Origin of the sequence: Pyxidicoccus caerfyrddinensis (assembly GCF_010894405.1) — a bacterium.
GTDB lineage: Bacteria > Myxococcota > Myxococcia > Myxococcales > Myxococcaceae > Myxococcus > Myxococcus caerfyrddinensis.
The window spans coordinates 41,789-63,265 of record NZ_JAAIYA010000014.1; the positions used below are offsets into that span (position 1 = coordinate 41,789).

A 21,477-nucleotide genomic window follows, 5' to 3' on the forward strand; every position below is an offset into this window, starting at 1 on the left:
ACTTCAACGTGATGTAGCCGGGCGCTCGTACCACGGTGTCGCAGGTCTGAATGGATCAGCCCGGGGCCAGCTACAAGGCGGGGCGAACGGGGCTGTCAGAGAAACACCACGACGTCCGGCGGATGACACCCACCCGACCGTACCCAGGCGATTTTGTCAGGGGTCCGAATTGACCTGGCCTGGGATGAGGTGAGGCGAAGGGTGGGGTGTGAAGATGCCCTACAGGGGTGTGGGACGCGCCGGCCCGGCGGGCCCTCTCATGGCGTCCGCGCGGAGCCGGCGCAACCGGAATTCTTGGAAGAAGAGACGGCGGCCCGGAGCGGTGCGGCCATCCCTCCTTATGTAGTGGGCCTCAGTGGGGCAGCGGGGCGTCGCCCAGGTCGAGCTTCTGGTTGTCGCCGGGCTTGTACGTCTCGCCGGTGAGGGCGGCCTTCACCATGCCGGCCAATTGCACCATGCGGCTGTTGGGTGTGTCCCAGTACTCGGCGCGCTCCACTCGCACGCACAGCAGGGCGAGCTCTGGATCATCCAGCCCGTCCGGGAACCAGGCCTTGAGGGTGGGGTTCCACAGCTCGCGGGCCTTCTCCTTGTCGAGCACCAGCCGGCAGCGGCCGCTCACGGAGACGTAGCGGTCCCGGGTGGGGTCCGAGTACGCGAGGCTGACGTGGTGGTCGTGCTCCACCTCGCCCACCTTGGGGGAGTGCTCGCGGGTGAAGAACCACAACTCCCCGTCGAAGTCCCTGTCATGGGTCCACATGGGGCGGCTGCGCAGGCTGCCGTCCTCCTCCACGGTGGTCATCATCGCGACCTTGATGCCCTTGATGAGGTCTCCGAAGTGCTGGACGACCTCGTGCGTGTCCTTCTTCTTGCTCGCCATGGCTGCTCCTCCCTGGGCGCTCAAGGTAGGTCGCGAGGCGGGCGGCGAGCATGAAGGGACCCCCTGCCCGCCGCCAGGGCAGGCAGGCGGTGTGGTAGTGGGCTTGCCGGGCCGCGGTGCTCCGTCAGGAGCGCAGGCGGGAAAGCGAGGGTGACGGAGTGCTGAAGACGGCGTGGAACGAGTGGAGCCTCAAGGCGCTGCAGCTGGAGACGGCGCTGCTGGCGCTGGAGGAAATCGAGCTGCCGGAGGAGATGCACGCGCTCCAGGACGCGGCGGAGGAGAAGGTGCTGGAGCTGGCGCGCGCGTGGAAGGCGAAGCTGCCGGCGAAGGAGCCGCGCAAGTGGGAGCGGCAGACGCTGCCGGCCGGCGCGCCGAAGGACGCCGAGCTGCAGGAGCTGGTGGCGGGCTTCCAGGAGGACGGCAAGGAGTGGACGCTCCTGCGCGCCACCAGCGACAAGAAGGAGGTGGTGGAGACGGTGGTGTCCGAGGGCCGCGCGTGCATGGCCGCGGGCGGCGAGTACTACCTGGGCCAGTGGGACGCGAAGGACTCCGTGCTGGAGGTGGGCCGCGACGACGACGCGGGCGAGCCGGGCACGGGGCTGGTGCTGGAGCCCACGGGCGAGCTGCAGTACGCGCCGGACCCGGAGCTGTAGCTTCTGCCTTCGAGAGCTGTCGCTCAGCTTTCGAGGACGCGGGCCATACGGGCGCGCTGCTTCTCGTCGGGGAGGCGGCCGAAGCCTGCGCGCAGGTTGTCGGCCACGTGGTCGGGGTTGCTCGTGGCGGGAAGCGGGCAGTGCACGGCGGGGTGGCCGAGGATGAACTTGAGGAAGAACTGCGCCCAGGTGGTGCAGTCGAACTCGGCGGCCCACTCCGGCACGGCGCGCCCGCGCACGCGCTGGAAGAGGGAGCCGGTGGCGAAGGGCTGCATGACGAGGACGGCCACACCGTGCTCGGCGGCGGCGGGCAGCAGGCGCGCCTCCGCGTCGCGCTGCGCGAGGGAGTAGGGCAGCTGCACGAAGTCCAGCTTCTCCTCGCGGATGAAGCGCTCCAGGTCATCGAAGGCGCTGCGCGAGTAATGGGTGACGCCGACGTAGCGGATGCGGCCTGCGGCCTTCCACTCGCGCAGCATGGGCAGCTGCGTGCGCCAGTCCACGAGGTTGTGGACCTGCATCAGGTCCATGCGGCCGTGACCCATGTGCTGGACGGAGGCGCGCAGCTGCGCGAGCCCTTCCGCCTTGCCGGTGGTCCAGACCTTGGAGGCGAGGAAGGGCGTCTTCAGCTCGCCGAGCGCCTCGAGCACGTCGCCGGTGACGGCCTCCGCGCGGCCGTACATGGGCGATGAGTCGATGAGGCGCGCGCCCGAGGTGAGGAAGCGGCGGAGGACCTCCGCGAGGGGGCCGCGCTCGGCGGGGGTGTTGCCCACGTCGAACGTCTGCCAGGTGCCGAGCCCGATGACGGGCAGCGCTTCGCCCGTGCTGGGGATGGGGCGGGTGAGCATGGCTTCTCCTCGGGAGGTGGGCTTCGCGGTGGGTGGAGCCGTGGGCTTCGCGGGTGGCCGTGGCGGCGTGGCCTGCGCGGAGGCGAGGGCCGGGAGCAGCAGGCCACCGAGCCCCGCGGCGAGCACCTCGCGGCGGGTCGTCGTGGACGGACGGGGCTGATCCGGAGTGGGGGCCATGGGGGAAATCTAGCGTCGGGCGTCGCGGGCCGGTGGGACATGGCCGCGAGGGTGTGGGCAGGAGACAGTTCCCGGGTGGAAGGTGGCGCCTTCCGAGGGGTGACACGGCCCGGTGACAGCTTTTCGCGGTGCCGGTGTTCCCTTCCACGAGTGGGGCGGCGACGTCCCCCGACGAATCTCTCTGTGTGGCCCCGGTGCCCGCGCGGTGCGGGCCGGGCCCCTCTCGGAACAGTCCAGGAAGGTCCAGGCGATGATGCGCAAGGTCTCGGTGTGTGCGGGGGTCGTGGCGGCGGTGGTGGCGTTCTCGGCCAGCGCCGAGGAGCCGAATACGGGCGTGCAGGCCTCCGGCTCGGTGCCGGCGGCCGAGTCGGCTCCGACGCGTGCCGGTGAAGGCAGCGACGCGGTGGCAGCCCCGGCCGTCGAGGGCCCTGGAATGGAGCGCGTCATGGCGGCGCCTCCGCTGGTGGACGCGGCCGTGGGTGGCGCGGTGAGCGCGGCCCCTGCGACGGACACGCCGACGGTGACGAAGGCGAAGGCGGAGCCCGCCGCGAGCCCGGAGGCGGAAGAGGTCCACATCCCCTTCAGCCTCTCGCTGGTGCCGGGCCTCAGCACGGCGGGCTTCCACACGAGCAACGTGGTCAACACCGTGTCCATCGGCCTCATCGCCACGCACGCGAAGCGGGTGGACGGGGTGGCCCTGGCGCTGGGCGCCAACTGGGTGGAGGCGGGGCTGAATGGCGCGCAGCTCGCGGTGGGCGCCAACGTGTCGCGAGGGCCGGTGACGGGCGCGCAGTTCGCCGTGGGCGGCAACGTGTCGGGCGGTGACTTCCTCGGCGTGCAGTCCGGCGTCGGCGTCAACGTGGTGCGCGGGGCGATGGAGGGCGCGCAGCTCTCCGTGGGCCTCAACACGGTGGCGGGCGTGGTGAATGGAGCGCAGCTCGGTGTCGGCGCCAACGTGGCGACGGGCGCCGTGCGCGGCGCGCAGCTCGCGGTGGGCGTCAACGTGGCGGGCGGCCCGGTGCGCGGGCTCCAGATGGCTGCGGGCGCCAACATCGCCTCCGAGGTGTCCGGCGTGCAGATGTCCTCGGGCGTCAGCTTCGCGCGGCACATCAAGGGCGGGCAGGTGTCCATCATCAACGTGGGTGGCAAGGTGGACGGCGCGCAGGTGGGGCTCGTCAACGTGGCGGGCAGCGTGGACGGAGCGCAGGTGGGGCTCGTCAACGTGGCGGGTAGCTCGGAGGGCGAGTCCGTGGGCCTGCTGAGCTTCGTGGGCAACGGGCAGGCGCACCTGCTGGCGTGGAGCAGTGACGTGTCGGTCACCAACGTGGGCGTCAAGCTGGGCGGCAAGCACCTCTACACGCTGCTCACGGCGGGCTTCACTCCGTCCCTGGGCGGAGACCGCCGCCGCTACACCGTTGGCGCGGGCTTCGGCGGACACATCCCGCTGGAGCGCTTCTACGTGGACGTCGACCTGGTGGGCAGCAGCCTGCACTCGCGGAGCTGGTTCAGCGACAAGGAGAACCAGCACGTCCTCGGGCAGCTGCGGGTGATGGGGGGCTGGCAGGTGGCGTCCCACTTCTCGGTGTTCGCCGGCGTCAGCGCCAACACGCTCACCAGCTGGAATGGCAGCGACGAGTGGAAGGAGGTGGGCCTCGGGCTCGACTGGCGTGAGGTCTCCGACAGCGGCCGCACCGTGGTGCGCATGTGGCCGGGTGTGCTGGCCGGCGTGCAGCTCTGACGGAGCGCGGGCTGTAGAAGTCGGCGGCGGACTCACTTCCGCTCGGTAGTGCCCTCCACCGCCCGCCTGCCAGACGCCCGTGGCGTGCTTCAGCGCGCGACGGGCGTCGCCATGTTCACCCTTGGAGCGTGCGAGGGAGAGCGGCCCATGGAAGGGACCATGCGGGCGATGGTGCTGCATGCACCGGGCGAACCGCTGCGAGAAGAGCGGCTCCCCATCCCACGTCCCGGCCCGGAGGAGCTGCTGCTTCGGGTACGGGCCTGCGCCGTGTGCCGCACGGACCTGCACGTGGTGGATGGCGAGCTGACGCACCCGAAGCTGCCCCTGGTGCTCGGCCATGAAATCGTGGCCACCGTGGTGGGCTCGGGCGAGGGAGTGACGGCCTTCCCGCCAGGGACGCGAGTCGGGGTGCCCTGGCTCGGCTGGAGCTGTGGTGTGTGCCGCTTCTGCGTCGCGGGCCGGGAGAACCTCTGCGAGCGGGCGCGCTTCACTGGCTATGACCTCGACGGCGGCTATGCCGAGTTCGCACTGGCGCACCAGCGCTTCTGCTTTCCACTTCCGGCCGGCTACAGCGACGTGCACGCCGCGCCGCTGATGTGCGCGGGGCTCATCGGCTTCCGAAGCCTGCGCCTCGCCGGAGACGCCGAGCGGCTGGGGCTCTACGGCTTCGGCGCCGCGGCGCACGTGCTCCTCCAGGTGGCGCGCTACCAGCAGCGGCGCGTCTTCGCCTTCACTCGCCCCGGTGACACCGAGGGCCAGCGCTTCGCGAGGGAGCTGGGCGCGGAGTGGGCGGGAGGCTCGGACGCGCTGCCGCCGGAGCCGCTCGATGCCGCCATCCTCTTCGCGCCCGTGGGCGCCCTGGTGCCCACCGCGCTGCGCGCCGTGGACAGGGGCGGCGTGGTGGTGTGCGGCGGCATCCACATGAGCGACATCCCCACGTTCCCGTATGCACTTCTCTGGGAGGAGCGCGTGGTGCGCTCGGTGGCGAACCTCACGCGCGCGGATGCGCTGGACTTCCTCGCGCTCGCGCCGGGCGTGCCGGTGCGCACCGAGGTGCAGGTGTTCCCCCTGTCCGCCGCGAACGAGGCGCTCAGTGCCCTGCGACACGGACACGTGCGCGGCGCGGCGGTGCTGGACGTGGACGCGCGGAGCTGAATGGGCTCGCGGTGGAACTTCGGGACGAGGGCCTGCCTGCCCGTCTGCCCATCCCTTGGGCCCGTCCCATGGGATGCGCAGTCTTCACGGACCATCTGGAGGCGACCCGTCCCATGAAGGCTCCGCAGGAGACCGGCCTCTTCGCCGGCTACGACGATGCGCATCACCCCCTGGGCTCCTACGCGGTGCTCGTCGGCGCCTATGGCGTGTCCGTGGCGGGCTTCCTCGGATGGACGGCGCGGAGCAGGCGCCGGTTGCCGGAGCGGACGGGCCTGGCGGACCTGGCGCTGTTCACGTTGGCGACGCACTCGATGACGCGGCTGCTGGCGAAGGACCAGGTGACGAGCTTCCTGCGCGCGCCCTTCGTACGCTTCCAGGAGAGCTCCACGGCGGGCGAGGTGGAGGAGGTCTCTCGCGGCACGGGGATGCAGAAGGCGCTGGGGCAGTTGTTGGGCTGTCCCTTCTGCCTGGGCCCGTGGGTGGCCGCGGGCCTGCTGGCCGCGCGCGCCGTGGCGCCGAGGCAGGCCCGGTGGCTGGGCTCCGTGCTCGCGCTCTCCGCCGCGTCCTCGTTCCTGCACCGCGCCTACGAGTGGGTGGGTGAGGGCCTGCACCGCACGCGCGAGGAGGTCCGCGCGCTGAAGGAACGCACGGACCGTGAGGAGGGCGTGCAGTTCCCCAGCGCGAGTACGTCGGCGGAAGCCCTGGAGCCGGGCCGCGCGCCCATCCCCGCGCCGAGCTGAGCGCGCCACCCGCGAGAGCCTCCGAGCCTCCCGACGTGCACGCACACGCCGCGCTCCAAAGGGGCATTGCGCCCCGCAGGAGCTGCGGCGTTGGGACATTTCGCCGCAAACACTGCGGGGGAAAGGTGCGACTCCGACGGGATTCCGCGGAGTTGGCGGTGGCCGTATCCATGCAATGGAAGAGCAGTGCAACCCGAGGCCCGACAGGGGCACAACCCGAGGCGGACGATGAAGCGAGCGCTGCAGATTACGTATCGCGGGATGGCGACGAGCGACGGTCTGAACGAGCACATCCGCGACCATGCAGACAAGCTGGAGCAGTTCTTCGACGGAATCGTGGGGTGCCACGTGGTGGTGGAGGAGCCGCATCGCCACAAACAGCAGGGCAAGCACTTCCACGTGCGCGTCGACGTGAGCGTGCCCGGCAGGAACATCATCGCGGCGAGGGACCCGGAGCAGCGCACGGGCCACGAGGACGCCTACCAGGCGGTGACGGATGCCTTCGACGCCGCCCGGCGCCAGCTCCAGCACTACGCGGAGACGCTGCACGCGCACCACGGGCAGTGACGGGCCTGCGCCTTCTCCCCCCACGGAAAAACTCAGCCCCAGCCTGATGCGGGAGCGCGGCTTCGTGTAGGGCAAGGTGCCCAATCCCTGGCGTCCCCACGCCGGGTGCCAGGGATTGGCGAAGAATCGGCGGCCACCCCCTGACGGAGCGCGGGCGGCGGGCGCTATCGTGCGTGCCCCCACGCCATGAATGCCCAGCGCCTCAAGGTGCTGCTGGTGGACGACGAGGAGACGGTCCTCGCCACCACCGCGGCCGTGCTTTCCGAAGACTTCGACGTCTACCCCGCGCGAGAGGCGGGCTCGGCGTTGCGGCTGCTGGCGCTCCACCGCTTCGACGTCCTCTGCACCGACTTCCACATGCCGGGGCGCAACGGCATGGACCTGCTGCGCGAGGCGACGCGGCTGCACCCGCACCTCGCCGGCGTGCTCGTCACCGGCTACCGCGAGTACCTGGACCGCAAGGACCAGCAGCAGGCCCAGGGCCTCTTCTACCTCGTGCTCAAGCCCTACCGGCCCCCGGACCTCATCGCGATGATTCGCCGCGCGGCGGAGGCCACCCGCCTCAAGCGCGAGATGAGCCTCATCACCTCCGGCCTCGCCGAGCGGAAGCGGGGGACGCGATGACGCCGTCTCCCCGTGGCATGCACTCGAGCCCCGGCGTGCAGGCAGGCGTGCCGTGCCCCGCCGTCGGACGAGGCGAGCAGGCGTCCTCCCCGGGGAGCGCCGCCACCCTCCAGGTGTTGCTCTATCATCCGCCCGGCCCGCGCCGCGCCGAGGTCCGCCTCACCCGGGCGTGGGGGCATTTCACAGACACACCAGGGCAGGCAGCCGTGGGGGCCGCATCCAACGTCTCACGTCGCACGCCGCTGGAGGGCCCGTCCGCAGTCCGGGCGGGAGGCATTCGATGATGCATTCGCAGGACGAAGACCGCGGCTCCGGGAGGGCGCTCAAGGAGCGGGCAGCGCTGCTCCTGAACGAGCACGTGGGCCGGGTGCGCAGCCGGACGGACCGGCTCCTCGCGGGACTGGCGGTGGTGCAGTGGGCCCTCGCCATCATCGTGGCGGCGGTCTGGTCGCCCGAGGGCTGGCTCGGCAAGGAGCACGGCGTCGACCTGGCCTTCCTGAAGACGGCCCTCCTCCTGGGCGCCGTCCTCACCGCCGTCCCCGTCTGCCTCGCCCGCTGGCGCCCCGGCACCACGTTCACCCGGCACGCCATCGCGGTGTCCCAGGCGCTCTGGTCCGCGCTGCTCATCCACCTGTCGGGCGGCCGCATCGAGACGCACTTCCTCGTCTTCGCCTCGCTGGCCCTGCTCTCCCTCTACCGGGACCCGAAGGTGCTGCTGTCGGCGACGGCCATGCTCGTCGCGGACCTCGCGGTGCGAGGCGCGCTGTGGCCGGAGTCCGTCTACGGCGTGCTCCACCCGGAGTGGTGGCGCTTCCTGGAGCACGCCTTCTGGATTGCCGCCTTCGACCTGGTGCTCCTCCACGCCTGCCGCGGCATGTGGCGCGAGCTGCGCGAGGTGGCGGTGCGCCGCGCGGAATTGGAGCTGGCCCGCGAGCGCGAGGGCACGAAGGCGCGCGAGCTGGACCGGGCCCTGCGCGAGCTGGGCGGCTTCCAGGAGCACCTCATCCGGGTGGAGAAGCTGGCGGCCGTGGGCCAGCTCGCCGCCAGCGTGGGCCACGAGCTGCGCAACCCGCTGGCCGCCGTGCGCAACGCCCACGCCTACCTGTCGCGCAAGTTGACGAAGGACCCGGTCGGCGCCGCCGAGGACCCGCGCGTCCCCCAGTTCCTGGGCGTCATGGAGCGCGAGCTGAATGCCTGCGCGAAAATCATCTCGGACCTGCTCGACTTCGCCCGCGAGCGTCCCCCCGCGCTACAGCCCTGTCCGCTGCGCCCGCTGGTGGACGAGGCCCTGAGCGTGGTGCCCCAGCGCGAGGGGGTTCGCATCGTCAATGGCGTGCCGGAGTCGCTCCCCGTTCCCAACCTGGACAAGGAGCAGTTCCGCCAGGTCCTGGTGAACCTGGTGCAGAACGCGGTGGAGGCCATGCCCCTGGGTCGTACGGGGGAGGTTTCAGTGCTGGCGGAAGGCGGGGAGGCAGGGCCCTGGTCCGTTCGCGTGGTGGACGACGGTTCGGGCATCCCCCCGGACGTGCTCCCGAAGATATTCGAACCCCTCTTCACGACCAAGACGCGAGGGACGGGCTTGGGACTGGCCATTGTCGCCAACATGGTGCAACGTCACGGGGGCACAATCTCTGTGCGCAGTGAAGCGGGTCGGGGGAGCGAATTCACCATTCAGCTCCCCGCGTCCGCGGCGGCACAGGCCGCGTGATGGAGGAAGTGGCAGTGGGCCCCGCTCGCATCCTGCTGGTCGACGACGAGGAGTCGCTCCGCATCACCCTCGCGGCGAACCTGGAGCTCGAGGGCCACACCGTGCTGGAGGCCTCCTCCGGCGAGGACGCCCTGCGACTGCTGAGTGAGCAGCAGGTGGACGTGGTCCTCACCGACATCCGCATGCCCGGGCTGCACGGGGTGGAGCTCTTGCGCCGCATCAAGCAGGAGCGCCCCGACATGCCGGTGGTGCTGATGACGGCCTTCACCGCGGAGGAGCTGGTGGACGACGCGCTCGCCGAGGGCGCCTTCACCGTGCTCCCCAAGCCCTTCGACGTGGCGCACGCGCTGGACACGGTGCTGCGCGCGATGCGGGCGCCCCAGGTATTGGTGGTGGACGACACCGAGAAGGTGGCCCAGGCCATGGTGCGGGCGCTGAGCACGGTGGGGCTGCGCGCGAAGGCCGTCTACAGCGGCGAGGAGGCCCTCACCTCGCTGCGCTCGGGCGCCTACGACGTGTGCGTGCTGGACCTGGTGATGCCGGAGATGAGCGGTCCGGAGCTGGTGAAGAAGGTGCGTGAGGCGGACCTGTCCGTCGCCGTCATCGCCGTGTCCGGGCACGTGGTGCCGGAGATGCTGCGCGTGGTGGCGGCCCAGGGGGCCGTGGTGTGCATGACGAAGCCAGTGCCCCTGCGCGAGCTGGTGCAGGCCATCGCCCGGGTGCGAGGCCGGCCGCAGGGCCCCTTCGGCGCGAGGAACTGACGGAATGTCCGGGCGTGGAGACCTGCAGGCACGGGAGCGGGCAGCGGTGGCGGATGTCGTCGCGTCCACGCTGCGCCATGACCTCCGCAACAAGCTCGCCAGCATCCGCAACGCTTCCTTCTACCTGATGCGGCAGATGAAGAAGACGGAGGTCTGGAACACGGACCCCCGCGTGGAGATCTTCTTCCAGCTCATCGAGAAGGAGCTGACGTCCGCCGAGGAGCTGCTCTCCAAGCGCAGCCCGCCCGCGGTCGGAGGCCCGAAGCCCCACTGCCGCCCGAGCGAGGCGGTGGAGCGCGCGCTGTCCCAGGCGAACGTGCCCGGGGGCGTGCGGGTGCAGCGGGAGCTGACGGAGAAGGCCGAGGTGGCGCTGGACCGGGAGGACCTGGCGGTGCTGGTGGGCTGCCTCGTGGACAACGCGGTGGAGGCCATGCCGCGCGGGGGGACGCTCACCGTCCGGACGAAGGACCTGGAGGACGACGGGGTGTCGCTCCGCGTGGAGGACACGGGCGAGGGGCTGGCGCCGGAGGCGTACTCGCGGGCCTTCGAGCCGTTCTTCACGACGAAGCCCGGCCATGCGGGGCTGGGGTTGAGCATCGTCCACCGGGTGGCGCTGCGGCATGGGTGGCAGGTGGACGTGGGGGCGGGGGCTAATGGAGGCACGTTCGTGGAAGTCGTCTTCACGGGCCCGGACGTGGGGCCCGGCTCGCGGCTCGTGGGCCGCGATGAGAATCAGGGGAGCAAGTGATGGAGACGAGCTGGACCTTCGGGCGCTGCCTGCTGCTGGTGGAGGATGACCCTTCCAACCGGATGACGCTCGCGGCGCTGCTGGAGGATGCGGGCTTCGCCGTGGTCACCGCCGGCTCCTACGCGGAGGCCGCGAATCTGCTCACCCGCCCACGTGCCTACGACGCGGTGCTGCTGGACCAGAGCCTGGGTGACGGCTTCGGGACCGGGCTGATTCCGCTGGTGCGCCACCACATGCCGAAGACGAAGGTGGTCTTCGTCACCGGACACGACGGGAAGATCGACATGCCGGTGGACGCGGTGTTCCGCAAGGGCGGCCACTTCGACGACCTGCTGGCCTTCCTCTTCAAGCTGCTGCCCCAGCGTCCGCTGGGTGCGTAGAGCCGGAGTTTTCGCCTCATGCTTCCCGAGTCTTCCGAACGCGCCGCCCTCGTGCGGCGGCGTGAGCTGCTGGCCCATGCCCTGGGCAGCGCCCCCGCCGTGATTGCGTCGGGCCGCCCGCGCCCGCGCAACTACGCCGCGGACCAGTTCCCCTTTCGCGCGTCCAGCCACTTCCTCTACCTCTTCGGGCTGGCGGCGCAGGACGGGCTGGGCTTCTACGACGGCCAGGCGTGGACGCTGTACCTGCCCGAGCCCGGCGCGGACGACGCGCTGTGGGACGGCGCGGTGCCGGGCTTCGCGGAAGTGGCGGAGCGGACGGGCTGCCCGGTGCGCTCGCGCGCGGAGCTGCCCTCGGTGCTTGCCTCGGCTCGGATGACACGGGCGGTGGCCACGCTGCCCACGCCGGACCTGGAGACGTGCCTGGACGTGGAGGCGCTGCTCGGCCGGCAGGTGCGGCCCGGGAAGCTGCTCCCGGTGGACGAGCCGCTCGCGGAGGCGATGGTGGCCCTGCGGCTTCGCCATGATGATGCGGCTGTAGCGCAGTTGCGTCGCGCCGCCGAGGCCACGACGCCGGCCCACCTGGCGGGCATGCGCGCGACGCGGCCGGGGGTGCTGGAGGCGGCGGTGCGCGCGGCGATGGAGGCGGAGTTCGTGGTGCGCGACGTGCGCCCGGCGTACCAGCCCATCGTCACGGTGCACGGCGAGGTGCTGCACAACCTGAAGTACCACCACGTGCTGCGCGAGGGAGACCTGCTGCTGGCGGACGTGGGCGGCGAGAGCCCGGGCGGCTTCGCATGCGACGTGACGCGCACGTGGCCGGTGACGGGGCGCTTCAGCACGACGCAGCGCGAGCTGTACGAGGTGGTGCTGCGCGCGCAGAAGGCGAGCATCGCCCTGGTGCGGCCGGGGGTGGGCTACCGCGACGTGCACCTCGCCGCGCACCGGGAGATGGCGCGCGGGCTGGTGGCGCTGGGCATCCTCCGGGGCGACGTGGAGGAGCTGGTGGCGGACGGGCTCACCGCGCTGCTGTTCCCCCATGGCATCGGCCACCTGATGGGGCTGGACGTGCACGACATGGAGGACCTGGGAGACCGGGCCGGGTATGCGCCGGGGCGCACGCGCTCGAAGGAGTTCGGTCACCGGTACCTGCGGCTGGACAGGGATTTGGAGCCCGGCATGGCGGTGACGATTGAGCCGGGCCTCTACCGCGTGCCCGGCATCCTGGAGGACGCGGGCCTCACCGCGCGCGCTGGGGACAGGCTGAAGCGCGACGTGCTGGCGCGCTACTCGGACGTGCGGGGCATCCGCATCGAGGACGACGTGCTCGTCACGGCGGACGGGTGCGAGGTGCTGACGGCCGCCATCCCGAAGGAGGCCTCGGACGTCGAGGCGGTGATGGCTCGGCGGTAGCGGGGGCCCGGTGGCGAGGGAGGTTCCCTCGCCACCCTCAGCGCTTGACGCGCGCTCGCGTGGGCGGAGCGGGCCGTGGGTCCGCATCCTCCACCAGCGAGATGAGGGCGGACACGTTGCGGTGTCGCTCGATGGGGTGGCGCAGGGGCTGCTCCCTCGCGACGGTGTAGCGATTGCGGCGGCCCTCGCGCTCGCGCTGGAGGTAGCCCGCGTCTTCGAGGTCGCTCACGATGCGCTGGACGGCGCGCTCGGTGATGCCCACGCGGATGGCCACGTCGCGCAGGCGGACCTCGGGGTCCGCGGCGATGCACAGCAACACGTGCGCGTGGTTGGTGAGGAACGTCCAGGAGGGAGAGTCCGTCCGCTCGCTGTCCGAGGTCGCCATGGCGGTGCGAACGCTATCCCAGCCTCCTGGCCGCGTCAGCTCCAGCTTTGTCCATCCAGCTCGGGGAAGCTGACCTTGCACTGTCCGGGATTCACACCGTCCACGCGGGCGTAGCCATTCTTGTTGAGCGTGCCCTCGCGCGTGGAGCCGTCCGGCAGCGTCACCAGGTAGCGCGCGTGCGGCACGGGGCGGCCCTCCTCGTCCTTCAGCTCGACGGCCAGCCACGTCGGCTCCGCCACCGGAGCCTCCACGGGCTTCGGCAGGGGTGGCTCCGCCCACGGCGGAGCCACGAGCACGGGACGCTCCACCTCCAGCGCCACCAGCTCGCCATGGGTGAAGGCCTCGGCGAGGCGCCGCTTGAGCCGCTGTTCATATCGGCCGCGCTCCAGGCCGGACAGCCCGATGGGCGCGCCGCCACCGAGCGCCTCGTACATCGCCTGCAGCGTCCGCGCGGCGAACGTGGTCAGCAGATGGTCGAGCGACGAGGTGACGAACACGTCCGGCACCCGCTGTTGTTTCGACTCTCGCGCCTCGTGGCCGGTGGATGAGACGACGAGCCAATCCGCGCCTCGGGCTGGCAACAGCCACCGGCGCTCCCCCTGAAAGTGCGGCATGTGGAAACCCCCCACGCCGAGTCTGGACGCGCGGGGTGCATCACTGCCGAGGAGCCACGGCGGTCCTGTCTGACAGGCATCGGCTCGCGGCGCGCCTGTGCACCGTGGGACGTCGGGCTCGGCCCGTCAGACCAAGGGCCTTCGCCCGGGTGTGCGGCGTGGGACGCCAGCCCTGCCCATGGGGGCCGTGCTCGGCGAGACGGCTCGCTAGGACTGAAGTGTCTGCGCAGCGCGGCACCTGAATGCGCGGTGCCGCCCGGGGGCTCTCGAGTGCGCCGGGGCGAGGAACCCGGCGTGGCGCGGGCATGCACGCGGTGCTTCCTTCACGCGGCGATGCACTCAGCGCGATTCGGGCACGGGGGGGCCACCCTCCGCCGCGGCCTCGGGCGCGGCCGGGAGGCTGTGCGCGAGGACCATGTGCCACCGCCCCTCGCGCCACTTGCAGACGTCCGTGAAGGTCTGCGTGTCCGTCACCTCGGTGCCGTCGGCCAGGCGCACGCGGGCCCGCTGCTCGCCCGTGAGCACGCCGGTGTCTCCGAAGACGTGGGCGCGCAGGGAGGAAATCTCGAGGTCCAGGATGTCTCCCGGAATGGCGGCGACGCTGGAGATGAAGGCCTCGCGGTCCGTCTCCACGTCGCCCGTGCCGCGGAAGACGAAGTTCTCGCTCAGCAGCTCGCGCAGCCGGGCGGCATTGCGCTCACGGATGGCCTGGGTGACGGAGCTCTCCAGTTCCAGCAGCTCACGGTGGGCACGGGCGGGCTCGGGACTCATGGGCGAAGGGCTCCGGAGGGAAGGGTGGCTGCATGCGCAGGCTGCCAGCAGCGAGAGGAGCAGGAACAGGCGGGGCATGCGGAGGTTTCAACACGATTGACGGCGCGCGCGCCAGCAAGGCGTCACGTGCGCGTCAATCGTTCCGCGACGCGGTGGCGGAGCCCGCGGCGTCGCGTTAGTGCACGGCCTCTTTTCGGGCCCGTCCTCCGCGTTTTCAACCCATCCCCTCATGGGAGCACTCATGCCGTTGAACCACTACGTCACCCTGGGCCGCTCCGGCCTGCGCGTCAGTCCCCTCTGCCTCGGTGCCATGACGTTCGGCGAGGACCTGGGCTGGGGCAGCAACGTCGAGACGTCCAACGCCATCATGGACCGCTTCCTCGAGCGGGGCGGCAACTTCATCGACACGGCCAACGTGTACACGCGTGGGCACTCGGAGAAGATCATCGGCGACCACCTGGGCCGGCACTCCAGCAAGCGCGAGCGCGTGGTCATCGCCACGAAGTTCCTCGGCAACCTGTTCCCCAGTGACCCGAACGGCGGCGGAGCGAGCCGCAAGGCGATGATTTCCCAGTGCGAGGAGTCGCTGCGCCGTCTGCAGACGGACTTCATCGACCTGTACTGGATGCACGTGTGGGACATGCACACGCCCATCGAGGAGACGCTGCGAGCGATGGATGACCTGGTGCGCTCAGGGAAGGTCCGGTACCTGGGCATCTCGGATACGCCGGCGTGGAAGGTGGCGCAGGCGCAGGTGACGGCGCACTTCCGCGGGTGGACGCCGCTGGCCGCGCTGCAGATTGAGTACTCGCTGCTGGAGCGCACGGTGGAGGGCGAGCTGATGCCCATGGCGCGCGAGCTGGGGCTCGGCGTGACGCCGTGGTCTCCGCTGAAGAGTGGGGTGCTCAGCGGCAAGTACACGCGGGAGAACGCGGGCAAGGTGAAGGCGGACCGCGGCGCGTGGGCGGAGAGCGCACTGAATGAGAGGACGTACGGCATCATCGACGTGCTCCAGCGCGTGGCGAAGGAGCTGAACACCACGGTGGCGCGCGTGGCACTGGCGTGGGTGCAGGGCCGGTCGGGGGTGACGTCCACCATCATCGGGGCGCGCACGCTGGAGCAGCTCGACAACAACCTCGGCGCGCTGGACGTGCAGCTCAAGCCCGAGCACGTGAAGGCGCTCGATGATGCCTCCACCCCGACGCTGAACTTCCCCGCCGGCTTCATCCAGGGCTCACCCACGTTCATGCACGGCGGCCTCACCGTGAATGGCGTCACCGCGCCCGAGTGGCCCATGGCACCGAAGTCCGACAAGGAGCGCTGGTAGCCTCGCGCCGCCTCGACGTCGCCGGAACGGACGTTCCATTCCGCGTCACGCGGGTCCACGTGGGCCGGCGTGAGTCGATAAGGAGCGCTGGTAGCCCCGCGCCGCGATGGCGTCGGAATAGACGTTCCGTTCCGCGCCACGCGGGCCCTCCCGGGCCGCCGCGAGTTGGCAGGGTGCGCTGGTCGCCCCGCGCCGCGATGTCCGCGGAATGGACGTTCCGTTCCGCGCTATCGCAACCGTGTTGCCGTCGGCCGTCGTCACCCCGCTCGTGCACGTGGAGTTCCTTCGTGCGCCTCGGGCGTGAAAAACCGCTGAGGCCCGAAGCGCGATGTCGGCATGCGTGCGCGGCTCGGCCCCGACGTGTGCGGGCTCGGTGGAGCACTGGACAGGCAGGGTCCGTCCGCGGGGCAGAGCGTTCGCGGGAAGACATTCGTGGGTAGCGCGCCGGAGACCCATCGCTACCTTGCTGGCCCTGGCGCGATCCGGCCGGGATGTCAGCGCGGGCGAGGGAGGGCGTGTGGGCGAGCTTCTGTCAGGGGCCGAGGGGCAGTTTCGGGGGCAGGGGATGGGGACGCCGGGCACGGGGCCGGCGGGATGCGAGCGCGGGCCGGTGCCGGGCGTGCCGCCGAGCGTGGAGGACGCGCTCGACGGTGACCTCGACGCGTACCTGGACCGTGAGCTGTTCGTGCGTCCAAGCACGGACTCCGCTGCGCAAGCGTCCGAGTCCGAGTCCACCAATGCGGCCACCGGGAGCATGCGCGCACTGCTCGACCTGGCCGACGAGGAGTCCGAGTGGCTCGAGACGCTGCCCGCGCCCACCCCCCGCGTGGCCGAGCTCCCGGAGCCCGAAGCGCCAGCGGTGGAGATTCCCGAGTGGATGCGCATGTCGCCGGGCGCGAAGGTGACGACGCCCTTCGCGGCGATGCTCTCCCCTGCGGACCCGACCACGGTGCCGGCACACGGTGAGGCCGAGTCCGCGGGGACGGACGCCGCGGGTCTGCCGACGACGCCGTGGAGTACGCCGACTTCCGCACAGATGGCGAGCGCTCCAGCGTATCCAGGCAGCCTGCTCCCGGGGATTGCACCGCCGCCGCCCGGCGTGACGCTTCCTGCGTGGGCACCCCAGCACGCGGCGCCCATGGCGCAGTATCCGCAGCAGTGGGGCATGCCGCTTCCCGCGCATGCCGACCCCAAGCGCATCGCTGGCATGAAGCCCGGCGCCTTCGTGGGCGCGGCGGCGGTGGGTGCGCTCGCGGCGGGGATGCTGCTCGTCGCGGGCCTGCACTTCCAGGAGCACAGGTCGGGAACGCCCGTGGCCACGGTGGGCGGGCAGTCCATGGGACAGGGAACGCTCACGGGCGCATCTCCGTTCGGCGCGGCGCAGGCTGGCAACACCGGCTCCCTGCCCGCTGGAATGAACGGCGCGGCGCAGGCGGGTGCAACCACGGTGCTGCCTTCGGGCCTGGTGGGAGCGACCCAGGCGGCTGGCCTCACGGGCCAGCCCGACATGCCGCTAACGTCGGTCGTGGCGGGCGCTGCACAGCCCGGCGTTCCGGGTGTCCCCGGCACGATGGCCCTGTCGCAGAACGGCATCACCAGCACGGTGTCCGGAGCGCAGACCGGCCCCGTCGGCACCCAGTCGGTCGAAACCCCGGGAACGTCGGAGCCGTCAGGAGTGCAGCAGGCCGCGGCCTCGGTTGCTGGCACCGTGCTGTCGACCGCGCAGGGTGACGTGCGGAGCGTGGCGAACGGCCTGCGCGCCGGCCCGTCATCACCGGCGCCGTTGAATGGCTCCGCGGTGGGGGGCACCACGCTCACCAGTGGCCAGCCCGGCACCGTGGCGCTGCAGATGCCTTCCGCGCGCAAGTCGCCCGCGAAGACGGTGGTGGCCGCGCGCCCCGCCGCCAACACCCAGGACGAAGCCGAGGCCGCTCCCAGCGAGCTCACCTTCAAGGAGTCCGAGTCCTCCAGCGCCGACGAGGAGTCCGCTCCCGCCGAGGCCGCCGATGCCGAGGAGGAGCAGCAGTCCGAGCTGGACGAAGACTTCGCGCGGGAGCTCGGCTTCACCGAGGAAGCGGAGGCGAAGGCCGCGGCGCCCAAGGCTCCCGAGCGCACCGTCTACATCCCGCCCGCGCCGGACGCGAAGGAGCAGCTCACGCCGGACGACGTGAAGGCCGTGGTGGTGGCGAACCAGCCGGCCATCACCGCCTGCATCCGCCAGCACGCCCAGGGCACGCCGGTGGAGAAGGGCGGCCGCTTCCTGGTCCGCTGGTCGGTGCTCCCCAGCGGCGACACGTCTGGCGTCTCCATGGACACGGACACGCTGAAGGCCACCGAACTCGCCCATTGCATCGAGGACGTGGTGCGCCGCTGGAAGTTCCCGGCCCACCAGGTTCGCATGCAGGAGCCCATCCGCTTCCCGTTCGTCTTCTGAGCCGAGCGGGAGGCGCGTCACTCCGGGGCGACGGGAGCGGGCTCTACTCCGGAGAAGCCCACTGCGGAGACGCACGTATCCGCATGGCGGCGGACCGGGGGAGCACGCGGCTCCTCAGTCGGAGAGCGAGCCCTCACGGACGAGCGGCGTGGCACTCCGGCCCCTATGCTTCCCACCTGATGCCGCCGCATGAAACGCAGGAACCCGAGCCCACGGAGCTGCACGTCTGCCACCGCTGCCTGGTGCGCCTGGACGCGAGCGCCGGCGGCGTGGACCTGCCGCGCCGGCTCAAGGAGACGCTCTGCGCGCGCGGCCTCGCCGGCAGCACGGTGGTGATTCCCTCCGGCTGCCTGGGCTACTGCCCCATGGGACGCGTCAGCGTGCTGGTGCTCCCGGGCAGCGGCACCGGCGCGCACGTGCAGCTCATCGACCCCGAGAAGGACGGCGAGGACCTCGCCGAGCACCTCGCGCGCCTGCCCCCGCCAGCTGCGCCGCCTTGAGCAGTGCCTCCACCATGGGCACGCAGCTCGCCTGTCCCTTCCCGGCAATCGCATACGCGGTGCCGTGGTCCGGCGACGTGCGCGGCATCGGCAGTCCCAGTGTCACATTCACGGTGCGCTCGAAGTCCAGCGCCTTGGCGGGGATGAGGCCCTGGTCGTGGTACATGGCCAGCACCGCGTCGTATCGCCCGGCAATCTCATCCGGCCGCGCGAACAGTCCATCCGCAGGCACCGGCCCGTACGCGTCCACCTTCGCCGCGCGGGCCTTGCGGATGGCGGGGCCAATCACCTCCACCTCCTCGCGTCCCAGCAGTCCGCCCTCGCCCGCGTGCGGGTTGAGCCCCAGCACGGCGATGCGCGGGCGCCGCCCAACCACCGGCTCCAGGCTGCGCGACAGCAGCTTGAGCTGCGCGGTGAGTCCCTCCACGGTGAGCAGCTTCGGCAGTTGCGCCACGGGCACGTGGTTGGTGGCCAGCGCAATCCGCACGCGCGGCCCGTCCATCATCATCAGCACGTCCACGCCGAAGGCATCGGCGAGCACCTCCGTGTGGCCCATGAAGGGAATGCCCGCGCGCGAAATCTGCTCCTTCGACACCGGCGCCGTGCACAGCGCGTCCACGTGCCCCGCGCGCATCGCTTCAATCGCCGCCGTCACGTACGCGTACTGCGCGCGGCCTCCCGCCTTGGAAGGGCGCCCCGGTGTGCGGTCCTTCTCCGCCAGCCGCGTCACCTCCACCACGGTGGGGCCGTCCACGCGGCCCAGGGCCTCGGGCGTCACGCGCGCGTAGCGGCGGAAGACGGGGAAGCGCTCCAGGGTGGGCCCGTCCCCGAAGACGACGGGGACGAGCACCTTGCGCAGCTTGGGGAGCGCCAGGGCCGAGGCCGTCACCTCCGGCCCGATGCCCGACACGTCACCCAGGGAGATGCCGACGAGAGGAAGACTCACGCCTCGCAGCATCTCCCCAAGGGCGCCAGTGCGGAAGGGACTACAGCTTCACTTCGACGCTGGCCTTCTGGCGCAGCTCGGCGACGTACTGCTCCAGGAACTTCTCCGTCTTCTCCTGGTACAGCTTCGCCTCCAGCTTCGGGCGCATCTCCTCGTAGGAGGTGGCCGCCACCGCGCGCTTCTCCTCCACCTTCAGCACGTGCCAGCCGAAGTTGGTGCGCACCGGCTCGCTGACCTCGCCCTCCTTGAGGGTGAAGGCCACGCGCTCGAAGGCGGGCACCATGACGCCGCGCTTGAACCAGCCCAGGTCTCCACCGTCGGACGCGCTGGGGCCCTCGCTGCGCGCGCGCGCCAGGGCGGAGAAGTCCATGCCCGGCCGCCGCGCCTCCACGGCGATGGCCTCGGCCCGCTTGCGCGCGGCCTCCACCTGCTCCGGCGTGGCCTTGGGGTCCACCTGCACCAGGATGTGGCGCGCGTGCACCTCCGAGTCCTCGCTCTCCATGCGCGCGAACTGCGCGTAGGCGGCCTTCAAGTCCTCCTCGGTGACCTTCACCTTGGGGCCAATCTTCACGCGCAGCAGGCGGTCCCGCAGGATGCGCTTGCGCAGCATGTCCCGGTAGGCGGCCATGGTGAGGCCCTCGCCCGCCAGGAGCTGCTCGAACTGCGCCGGCTCGGTGATGTTGTTCTGCTGGCGCACGTCGGCGACGAGCTCATCCACCTCGGCCTCGGTGGCGGTGATGCCGAGCTGGGCAATCTCCCCCTCCATCAGCTTCTCGCCGATGAGGGTGTCCAGGGCCGTCTTCATCAGCAGCGCCCGCTGCTCGGCGCGCTTCTTGGGGTCCGGGCTGTTGATGCGCGACAGCTCCGGGGCCACGCGCTGCTGCACCTCGGACAGCGCGATGATGTCGCGGTTCACCACCGCGGCCACCCTGTCCACCATCTCCGCGCGTGCCGCCGTGCCGCCTCCGAAGAGCGCCGCCGCCGCGATGACCGCCACCAGCTTCTTCATCTCGAGCATCCTTCCGAGCTCCACCGGGTCCGTCCAACCACCGTCCCGGCCGTGCATTCCGTCACTTCGCCGCCGCTTGCGGCGCCGGCTTCCCGCGGATGGCCTGCAGGGTGGCTTCGTTCACCTGGACCTGCGCCTTCTCGCGCAGCTCCTTCTCGAACGCCTCCTGCGCCTCCGTGCGCTTCTTCTCCAAAATCTTCGCTTCCACCAACTGCCGTACCTCGGCGAACTCCCGCTTGCGTGCCGGCTTGCGCTCCAGCACGCGGAACAGGTGGTAGCCGTATTCGGTGGAGACCACATCCGAAACCTGCCCCACGGGGAGCTTGAATACCACCTCGTCGAAGGCCGGGGGCATCTGCCCGCGGGGGAAGAAGCCGAGGTCCCCCCCCACCTTGCCGTCCGCGCTGAGGGAATACCGGCGGGCCAGGTCGGCGAACTTCTTGCCCGACTTGAGCTGCGCCTGGAGCTTGCGCGCGTCGTCCAGGCCCTTCACCACCATCTGCGCGGCGTGGACCTGCTCGGGCTCGTTGAACTCCGCCTCGTTGGCGGCGTAGTACGCGCGCAGCTCCTCCTCCGTCACCGCCACGCGCGAGTAGACGTGGTTGGCGAACAGCTTCTCAATCGTCAGCCGGCTCGTCTCCCGCTCGCGCAGCTCCGCCATGGACAGCCGCCCCTGGGCGAGCACCTCGTTGAAGTTGCCCGCGGGGTAGTCGCCGGACAGTCGCAGCACGCCCCGGTCCACCTCCTCGGGGGTGACGGTGAGGTTGTTGCCGCGCGCCGCCTGGAGCAGCAGCATCCGGTGGATGCAGGTGTCGAGCAGCGTCCGCTTGAAGGGCTCCACCTCCTCGGGCGTGCGCTGCGGCGCTTCCGTGGAGGCCAGCTCGCGCCACAGCTCCTGCTCGAAGTCAGCGCGGCTGAGCACCTCGCCATTCACCGAGGCGACCACCGAGGCGTCGGGGTCCTCCTTCGGAGGCTTGTTGCAGGCCAGCCCCGGTCCCAGGGCCATCAGCAGGGCGAGTGGGACGAAGAGCGCACGGGTGGGATGAAAGCGCATGCTCGGATGCCTCGGGGAAGGGAGGGGGCGACTCCCGTAGGTGGGGCCGGCGGG

Annotated in this window: 22 protein-coding genes; 14 read left to right on the plus strand and 8 right to left on the minus strand. The window is 71.2% G+C overall.

Annotated elements, in window-relative coordinates; genetic code table 11:
* Nucleotides 1–352: 352 nt before the first annotated feature.
* Nucleotides 353–877 carry a pyridoxamine 5'-phosphate oxidase family protein gene (locus G4D86_RS30665; protein WP_163997627.1) on the minus strand — a complete coding sequence of 175 codons (525 nt, stop codon included), beginning with the start codon at nt 875–877 and terminating at the stop codon, nt 353–355.
* Nucleotides 878–1,035: 158 nt separating this feature from the next.
* Here G4D86_RS30665 and G4D86_RS30670 point away from each other — a divergent pair, with 158 nt between their 5' ends.
* The gene (locus G4D86_RS30670; RefSeq protein ID WP_163997628.1) at nt 1,036–1,530 is read left to right on the plus strand and encodes a hypothetical protein; all 495 of its coding nucleotides are present in this window, start codon (nt 1,036–1,038) and stop codon (nt 1,528–1,530) included.
* A 23-nt stretch (nt 1,531–1,553) separates the two neighbouring features.
* Here G4D86_RS30670 and G4D86_RS30675 read toward each other — a convergent pair whose 3' ends face one another.
* Nucleotides 1,554–2,552: an aldo/keto reductase gene (locus tag G4D86_RS30675; protein WP_163997629.1), complete on the minus strand. Its 999-nt coding sequence runs from the start codon at nt 2,550–2,552 to the stop codon at nt 1,554–1,556.
* Nucleotides 2,553–2,802: 250 nt separating this feature from the next.
* On the opposite strand from G4D86_RS30675, the gene G4D86_RS30680 reads away from it, so the two are divergent.
* From G4D86_RS30680 to G4D86_RS30725, 10 genes are all read left to right on the plus strand, one after another.
* Nucleotides 2,803–4,290 (plus strand): TrbL/VirB6 family protein, encoded by a 1,488-nt coding sequence (locus G4D86_RS30680; RefSeq protein ID WP_205519852.1) that lies wholly within the window; start codon nt 2,803–2,805, stop codon nt 4,288–4,290.
* A gap of 147 nt (nt 4,291–4,437) precedes the next feature.
* Entirely contained in the window at nt 4,438–5,445 is a 1,008-nt protein-coding gene (locus tag G4D86_RS30685) for a zinc-dependent alcohol dehydrogenase family protein (RefSeq protein WP_163997630.1), read from the plus strand.
* Nucleotides 5,446–5,558: 113 nt separating this feature from the next.
* Nucleotides 5,559–6,185: a DUF1360 domain-containing protein gene (locus G4D86_RS30690; RefSeq protein ID WP_163997631.1), complete on the plus strand. Its 627-nt coding sequence runs from the start codon at nt 5,559–5,561 to the stop codon at nt 6,183–6,185.
* A 228-nt stretch (nt 6,186–6,413) separates the two neighbouring features.
* Nucleotides 6,414–6,752, plus strand: a complete 339-nt coding sequence (locus G4D86_RS30695) for an HPF/RaiA family ribosome-associated protein (RefSeq protein ID WP_163997632.1) — start codon at nt 6,414–6,416, stop codon at nt 6,750–6,752.
* Nucleotides 6,753–6,938: 186 nt separating this feature from the next.
* Nucleotides 6,939–7,376 (plus strand): response regulator, encoded by a 438-nt coding sequence (locus G4D86_RS30700; RefSeq protein WP_163997633.1) that lies wholly within the window; start codon nt 6,939–6,941, stop codon nt 7,374–7,376.
* A gap of 280 nt (nt 7,377–7,656) precedes the next feature.
* Complete coding sequence (locus tag G4D86_RS30705) at nt 7,657–9,084, plus strand: sensor histidine kinase (RefSeq protein ID WP_163997634.1); 1,428 nt, start codon at nt 7,657–7,659, stop codon at nt 9,082–9,084.
* Complete coding sequence (locus G4D86_RS30710) at nt 9,081–9,845, plus strand: response regulator (protein WP_163997635.1); 765 nt, start codon at nt 9,081–9,083, stop codon at nt 9,843–9,845. The genes G4D86_RS30705 and G4D86_RS30710 overlap by 4 nt, the downstream gene beginning before the upstream one ends.
* A gap of 4 nt (nt 9,846–9,849) precedes the next feature.
* Complete coding sequence (locus G4D86_RS30715; protein ID WP_163997636.1) at nt 9,850–10,593, plus strand: sensor histidine kinase; 744 nt, start codon at nt 9,850–9,852, stop codon at nt 10,591–10,593.
* Nucleotides 10,593–10,973, plus strand: a complete 381-nt coding sequence (locus G4D86_RS30720; RefSeq protein WP_205519855.1) for a response regulator — start codon at nt 10,593–10,595, stop codon at nt 10,971–10,973. The genes G4D86_RS30715 and G4D86_RS30720 overlap by 1 nt, the downstream gene beginning before the upstream one ends.
* Nucleotides 10,974–10,991: 18 nt before the next feature.
* The gene (locus G4D86_RS30725; RefSeq protein ID WP_163997638.1) at nt 10,992–12,383 is read left to right on the plus strand and encodes an aminopeptidase P family protein; all 1,392 of its coding nucleotides are present in this window, start codon (nt 10,992–10,994) and stop codon (nt 12,381–12,383) included.
* A 37-nt stretch (nt 12,384–12,420) separates the two neighbouring features.
* On the opposite strand, the gene G4D86_RS30730 is transcribed toward G4D86_RS30725, so the two are convergent.
* The 3 genes from G4D86_RS30730 to G4D86_RS30740 all read right to left on the minus strand — a co-directional run bounded on the left by G4D86_RS30730 (nt 12,421) and on the right by G4D86_RS30740 (nt 14,153).
* Nucleotides 12,421–12,768: a helix-turn-helix transcriptional regulator gene (locus G4D86_RS30730; RefSeq protein ID WP_163997639.1), complete on the minus strand. Its 348-nt coding sequence runs from the start codon at nt 12,766–12,768 to the stop codon at nt 12,421–12,423.
* 35 nt (nt 12,769–12,803) lie between these two features.
* Nucleotides 12,804–13,382, minus strand: a complete 579-nt coding sequence (locus G4D86_RS30735) for a carboxypeptidase-like regulatory domain-containing protein (protein ID WP_240360551.1) — start codon at nt 13,380–13,382, stop codon at nt 12,804–12,806.
* Nucleotides 13,383–13,721: 339 nt separating this feature from the next.
* Nucleotides 13,722–14,153 (minus strand): nuclear transport factor 2 family protein, encoded by a 432-nt coding sequence (locus G4D86_RS30740; protein WP_163997640.1) that lies wholly within the window; start codon nt 14,151–14,153, stop codon nt 13,722–13,724.
* Nucleotides 14,154–14,394: 241 nt separating this feature from the next.
* Between G4D86_RS30740 and G4D86_RS30745 the strand changes: the two genes are divergently transcribed.
* The 3 genes from G4D86_RS30745 (at nt 14,395) to G4D86_RS30755 (ending at nt 18,414) form a co-directional block, all read left to right on the plus strand.
* On the plus strand, nt 14,395–15,480 hold the full coding sequence (locus G4D86_RS30745) for an aldo/keto reductase (RefSeq protein WP_163997641.1): 1,086 nt from the start codon (nt 14,395–14,397) through the stop codon (nt 15,478–15,480).
* A gap of 517 nt (nt 15,481–15,997) precedes the next feature.
* Nucleotides 15,998–17,914 carry an AgmX/PglI C-terminal domain-containing protein gene (locus tag G4D86_RS30750; protein ID WP_163997642.1) on the plus strand — a complete coding sequence of 639 codons (1,917 nt, stop codon included), beginning with the start codon at nt 15,998–16,000 and terminating at the stop codon, nt 17,912–17,914.
* A 179-nt stretch (nt 17,915–18,093) separates the two neighbouring features.
* On the plus strand, nt 18,094–18,414 hold the full coding sequence (locus G4D86_RS30755; RefSeq protein ID WP_163997643.1) for a hypothetical protein: 321 nt from the start codon (nt 18,094–18,096) through the stop codon (nt 18,412–18,414).
* Here G4D86_RS30755 and pdxA read toward each other — a convergent pair.
* The 3 genes from pdxA to G4D86_RS30770 all read right to left on the minus strand — a co-directional run bounded on the left by pdxA (nt 18,338) and on the right by G4D86_RS30770 (nt 21,423).
* The gene (gene pdxA, locus G4D86_RS30760; protein WP_163997644.1) at nt 18,338–19,360 is read right to left on the minus strand and encodes a 4-hydroxythreonine-4-phosphate dehydrogenase PdxA; all 1,023 of its coding nucleotides are present in this window, start codon (nt 19,358–19,360) and stop codon (nt 18,338–18,340) included. The two genes, G4D86_RS30755 and pdxA, sit on opposite strands and share 77 nt — an antisense overlap.
* Nucleotides 19,361–19,400: 40 nt before the next feature.
* A complete protein-coding gene (locus tag G4D86_RS30765; RefSeq protein WP_205519883.1) occupies nt 19,401–20,369 on the minus strand; it encodes a peptidylprolyl isomerase in 969 nt (322 codons plus the stop codon).
* A 61-nt stretch (nt 20,370–20,430) separates the two neighbouring features.
* A complete protein-coding gene (locus G4D86_RS30770) occupies nt 20,431–21,423 on the minus strand; it encodes a peptidylprolyl isomerase (protein WP_163997645.1) in 993 nt (330 codons plus the stop codon).
* Nucleotides 21,424–21,477: the final 54 nt, after the last annotated feature.

Coding starts and splice junctions, on each gene's coding strand:
- G4D86_RS30665 (WP_163997627.1), bottom strand. CDS start 877: ATGGCGAGCAAGAAGAAGGACACGCACGAGGTCGTCCAGCACTTCGGA.
- G4D86_RS30675 (WP_163997629.1), bottom strand. CDS start 2,552: ATGGCCCCCACTCCGGATCAGCCCCGTCCGTCCACGACGACCCGCCGC.
- G4D86_RS30680 (WP_205519852.1), top strand. CDS start 2,803: ATGATGCGCAAGGTCTCGGTGTGTGCGGGGGTCGTGGCGGCGGTGGTG.
- G4D86_RS30685 (WP_163997630.1), top strand. CDS start 4,438: ATGGAAGGGACCATGCGGGCGATGGTGCTGCATGCACCGGGCGAACCG.
- G4D86_RS30690 (WP_163997631.1), top strand. CDS start 5,559: ATGAAGGCTCCGCAGGAGACCGGCCTCTTCGCCGGCTACGACGATGCG.
- G4D86_RS30695 (WP_163997632.1), top strand. CDS start 6,414: ATGAAGCGAGCGCTGCAGATTACGTATCGCGGGATGGCGACGAGCGAC.
- G4D86_RS30700 (WP_163997633.1), top strand. CDS start 6,939: ATGAATGCCCAGCGCCTCAAGGTGCTGCTGGTGGACGACGAGGAGACG.
- G4D86_RS30705 (WP_163997634.1), top strand. CDS start 7,657: ATGATGCATTCGCAGGACGAAGACCGCGGCTCCGGGAGGGCGCTCAAG.
- G4D86_RS30715 (WP_163997636.1), top strand. CDS start 9,850: ATGTCCGGGCGTGGAGACCTGCAGGCACGGGAGCGGGCAGCGGTGGCG.
- G4D86_RS30720 (WP_205519855.1), top strand. CDS start 10,593: ATGGAGACGAGCTGGACCTTCGGGCGCTGCCTGCTGCTGGTGGAGGAT.
- G4D86_RS30725 (WP_163997638.1), top strand. CDS start 10,992: ATGCTTCCCGAGTCTTCCGAACGCGCCGCCCTCGTGCGGCGGCGTGAG.
- G4D86_RS30730 (WP_163997639.1), bottom strand. CDS start 12,768: ATGGCGACCTCGGACAGCGAGCGGACGGACTCTCCCTCCTGGACGTTC.
- G4D86_RS30735 (WP_240360551.1), bottom strand. CDS start 13,382: ATGCCGCACTTTCAGGGGGAGCGCCGGTGGCTGTTGCCAGCCCGAGGC.
- G4D86_RS30740 (WP_163997640.1), bottom strand. CDS start 14,153: ATGAGTCCCGAGCCCGCCCGTGCCCACCGTGAGCTGCTGGAACTGGAG.
- G4D86_RS30745 (WP_163997641.1), top strand. CDS start 14,395: ATGCCGTTGAACCACTACGTCACCCTGGGCCGCTCCGGCCTGCGCGTC.
- G4D86_RS30755 (WP_163997643.1), top strand. CDS start 18,094: ATGCCGCCGCATGAAACGCAGGAACCCGAGCCCACGGAGCTGCACGTC.
- G4D86_RS30765 (WP_205519883.1), bottom strand. CDS start 20,369: ATGAAGAAGCTGGTGGCGGTCATCGCGGCGGCGGCGCTCTTCGGAGGC.
- G4D86_RS30770 (WP_163997645.1), bottom strand. CDS start 21,423: ATGCGCTTTCATCCCACCCGTGCGCTCTTCGTCCCACTCGCCCTGCTG.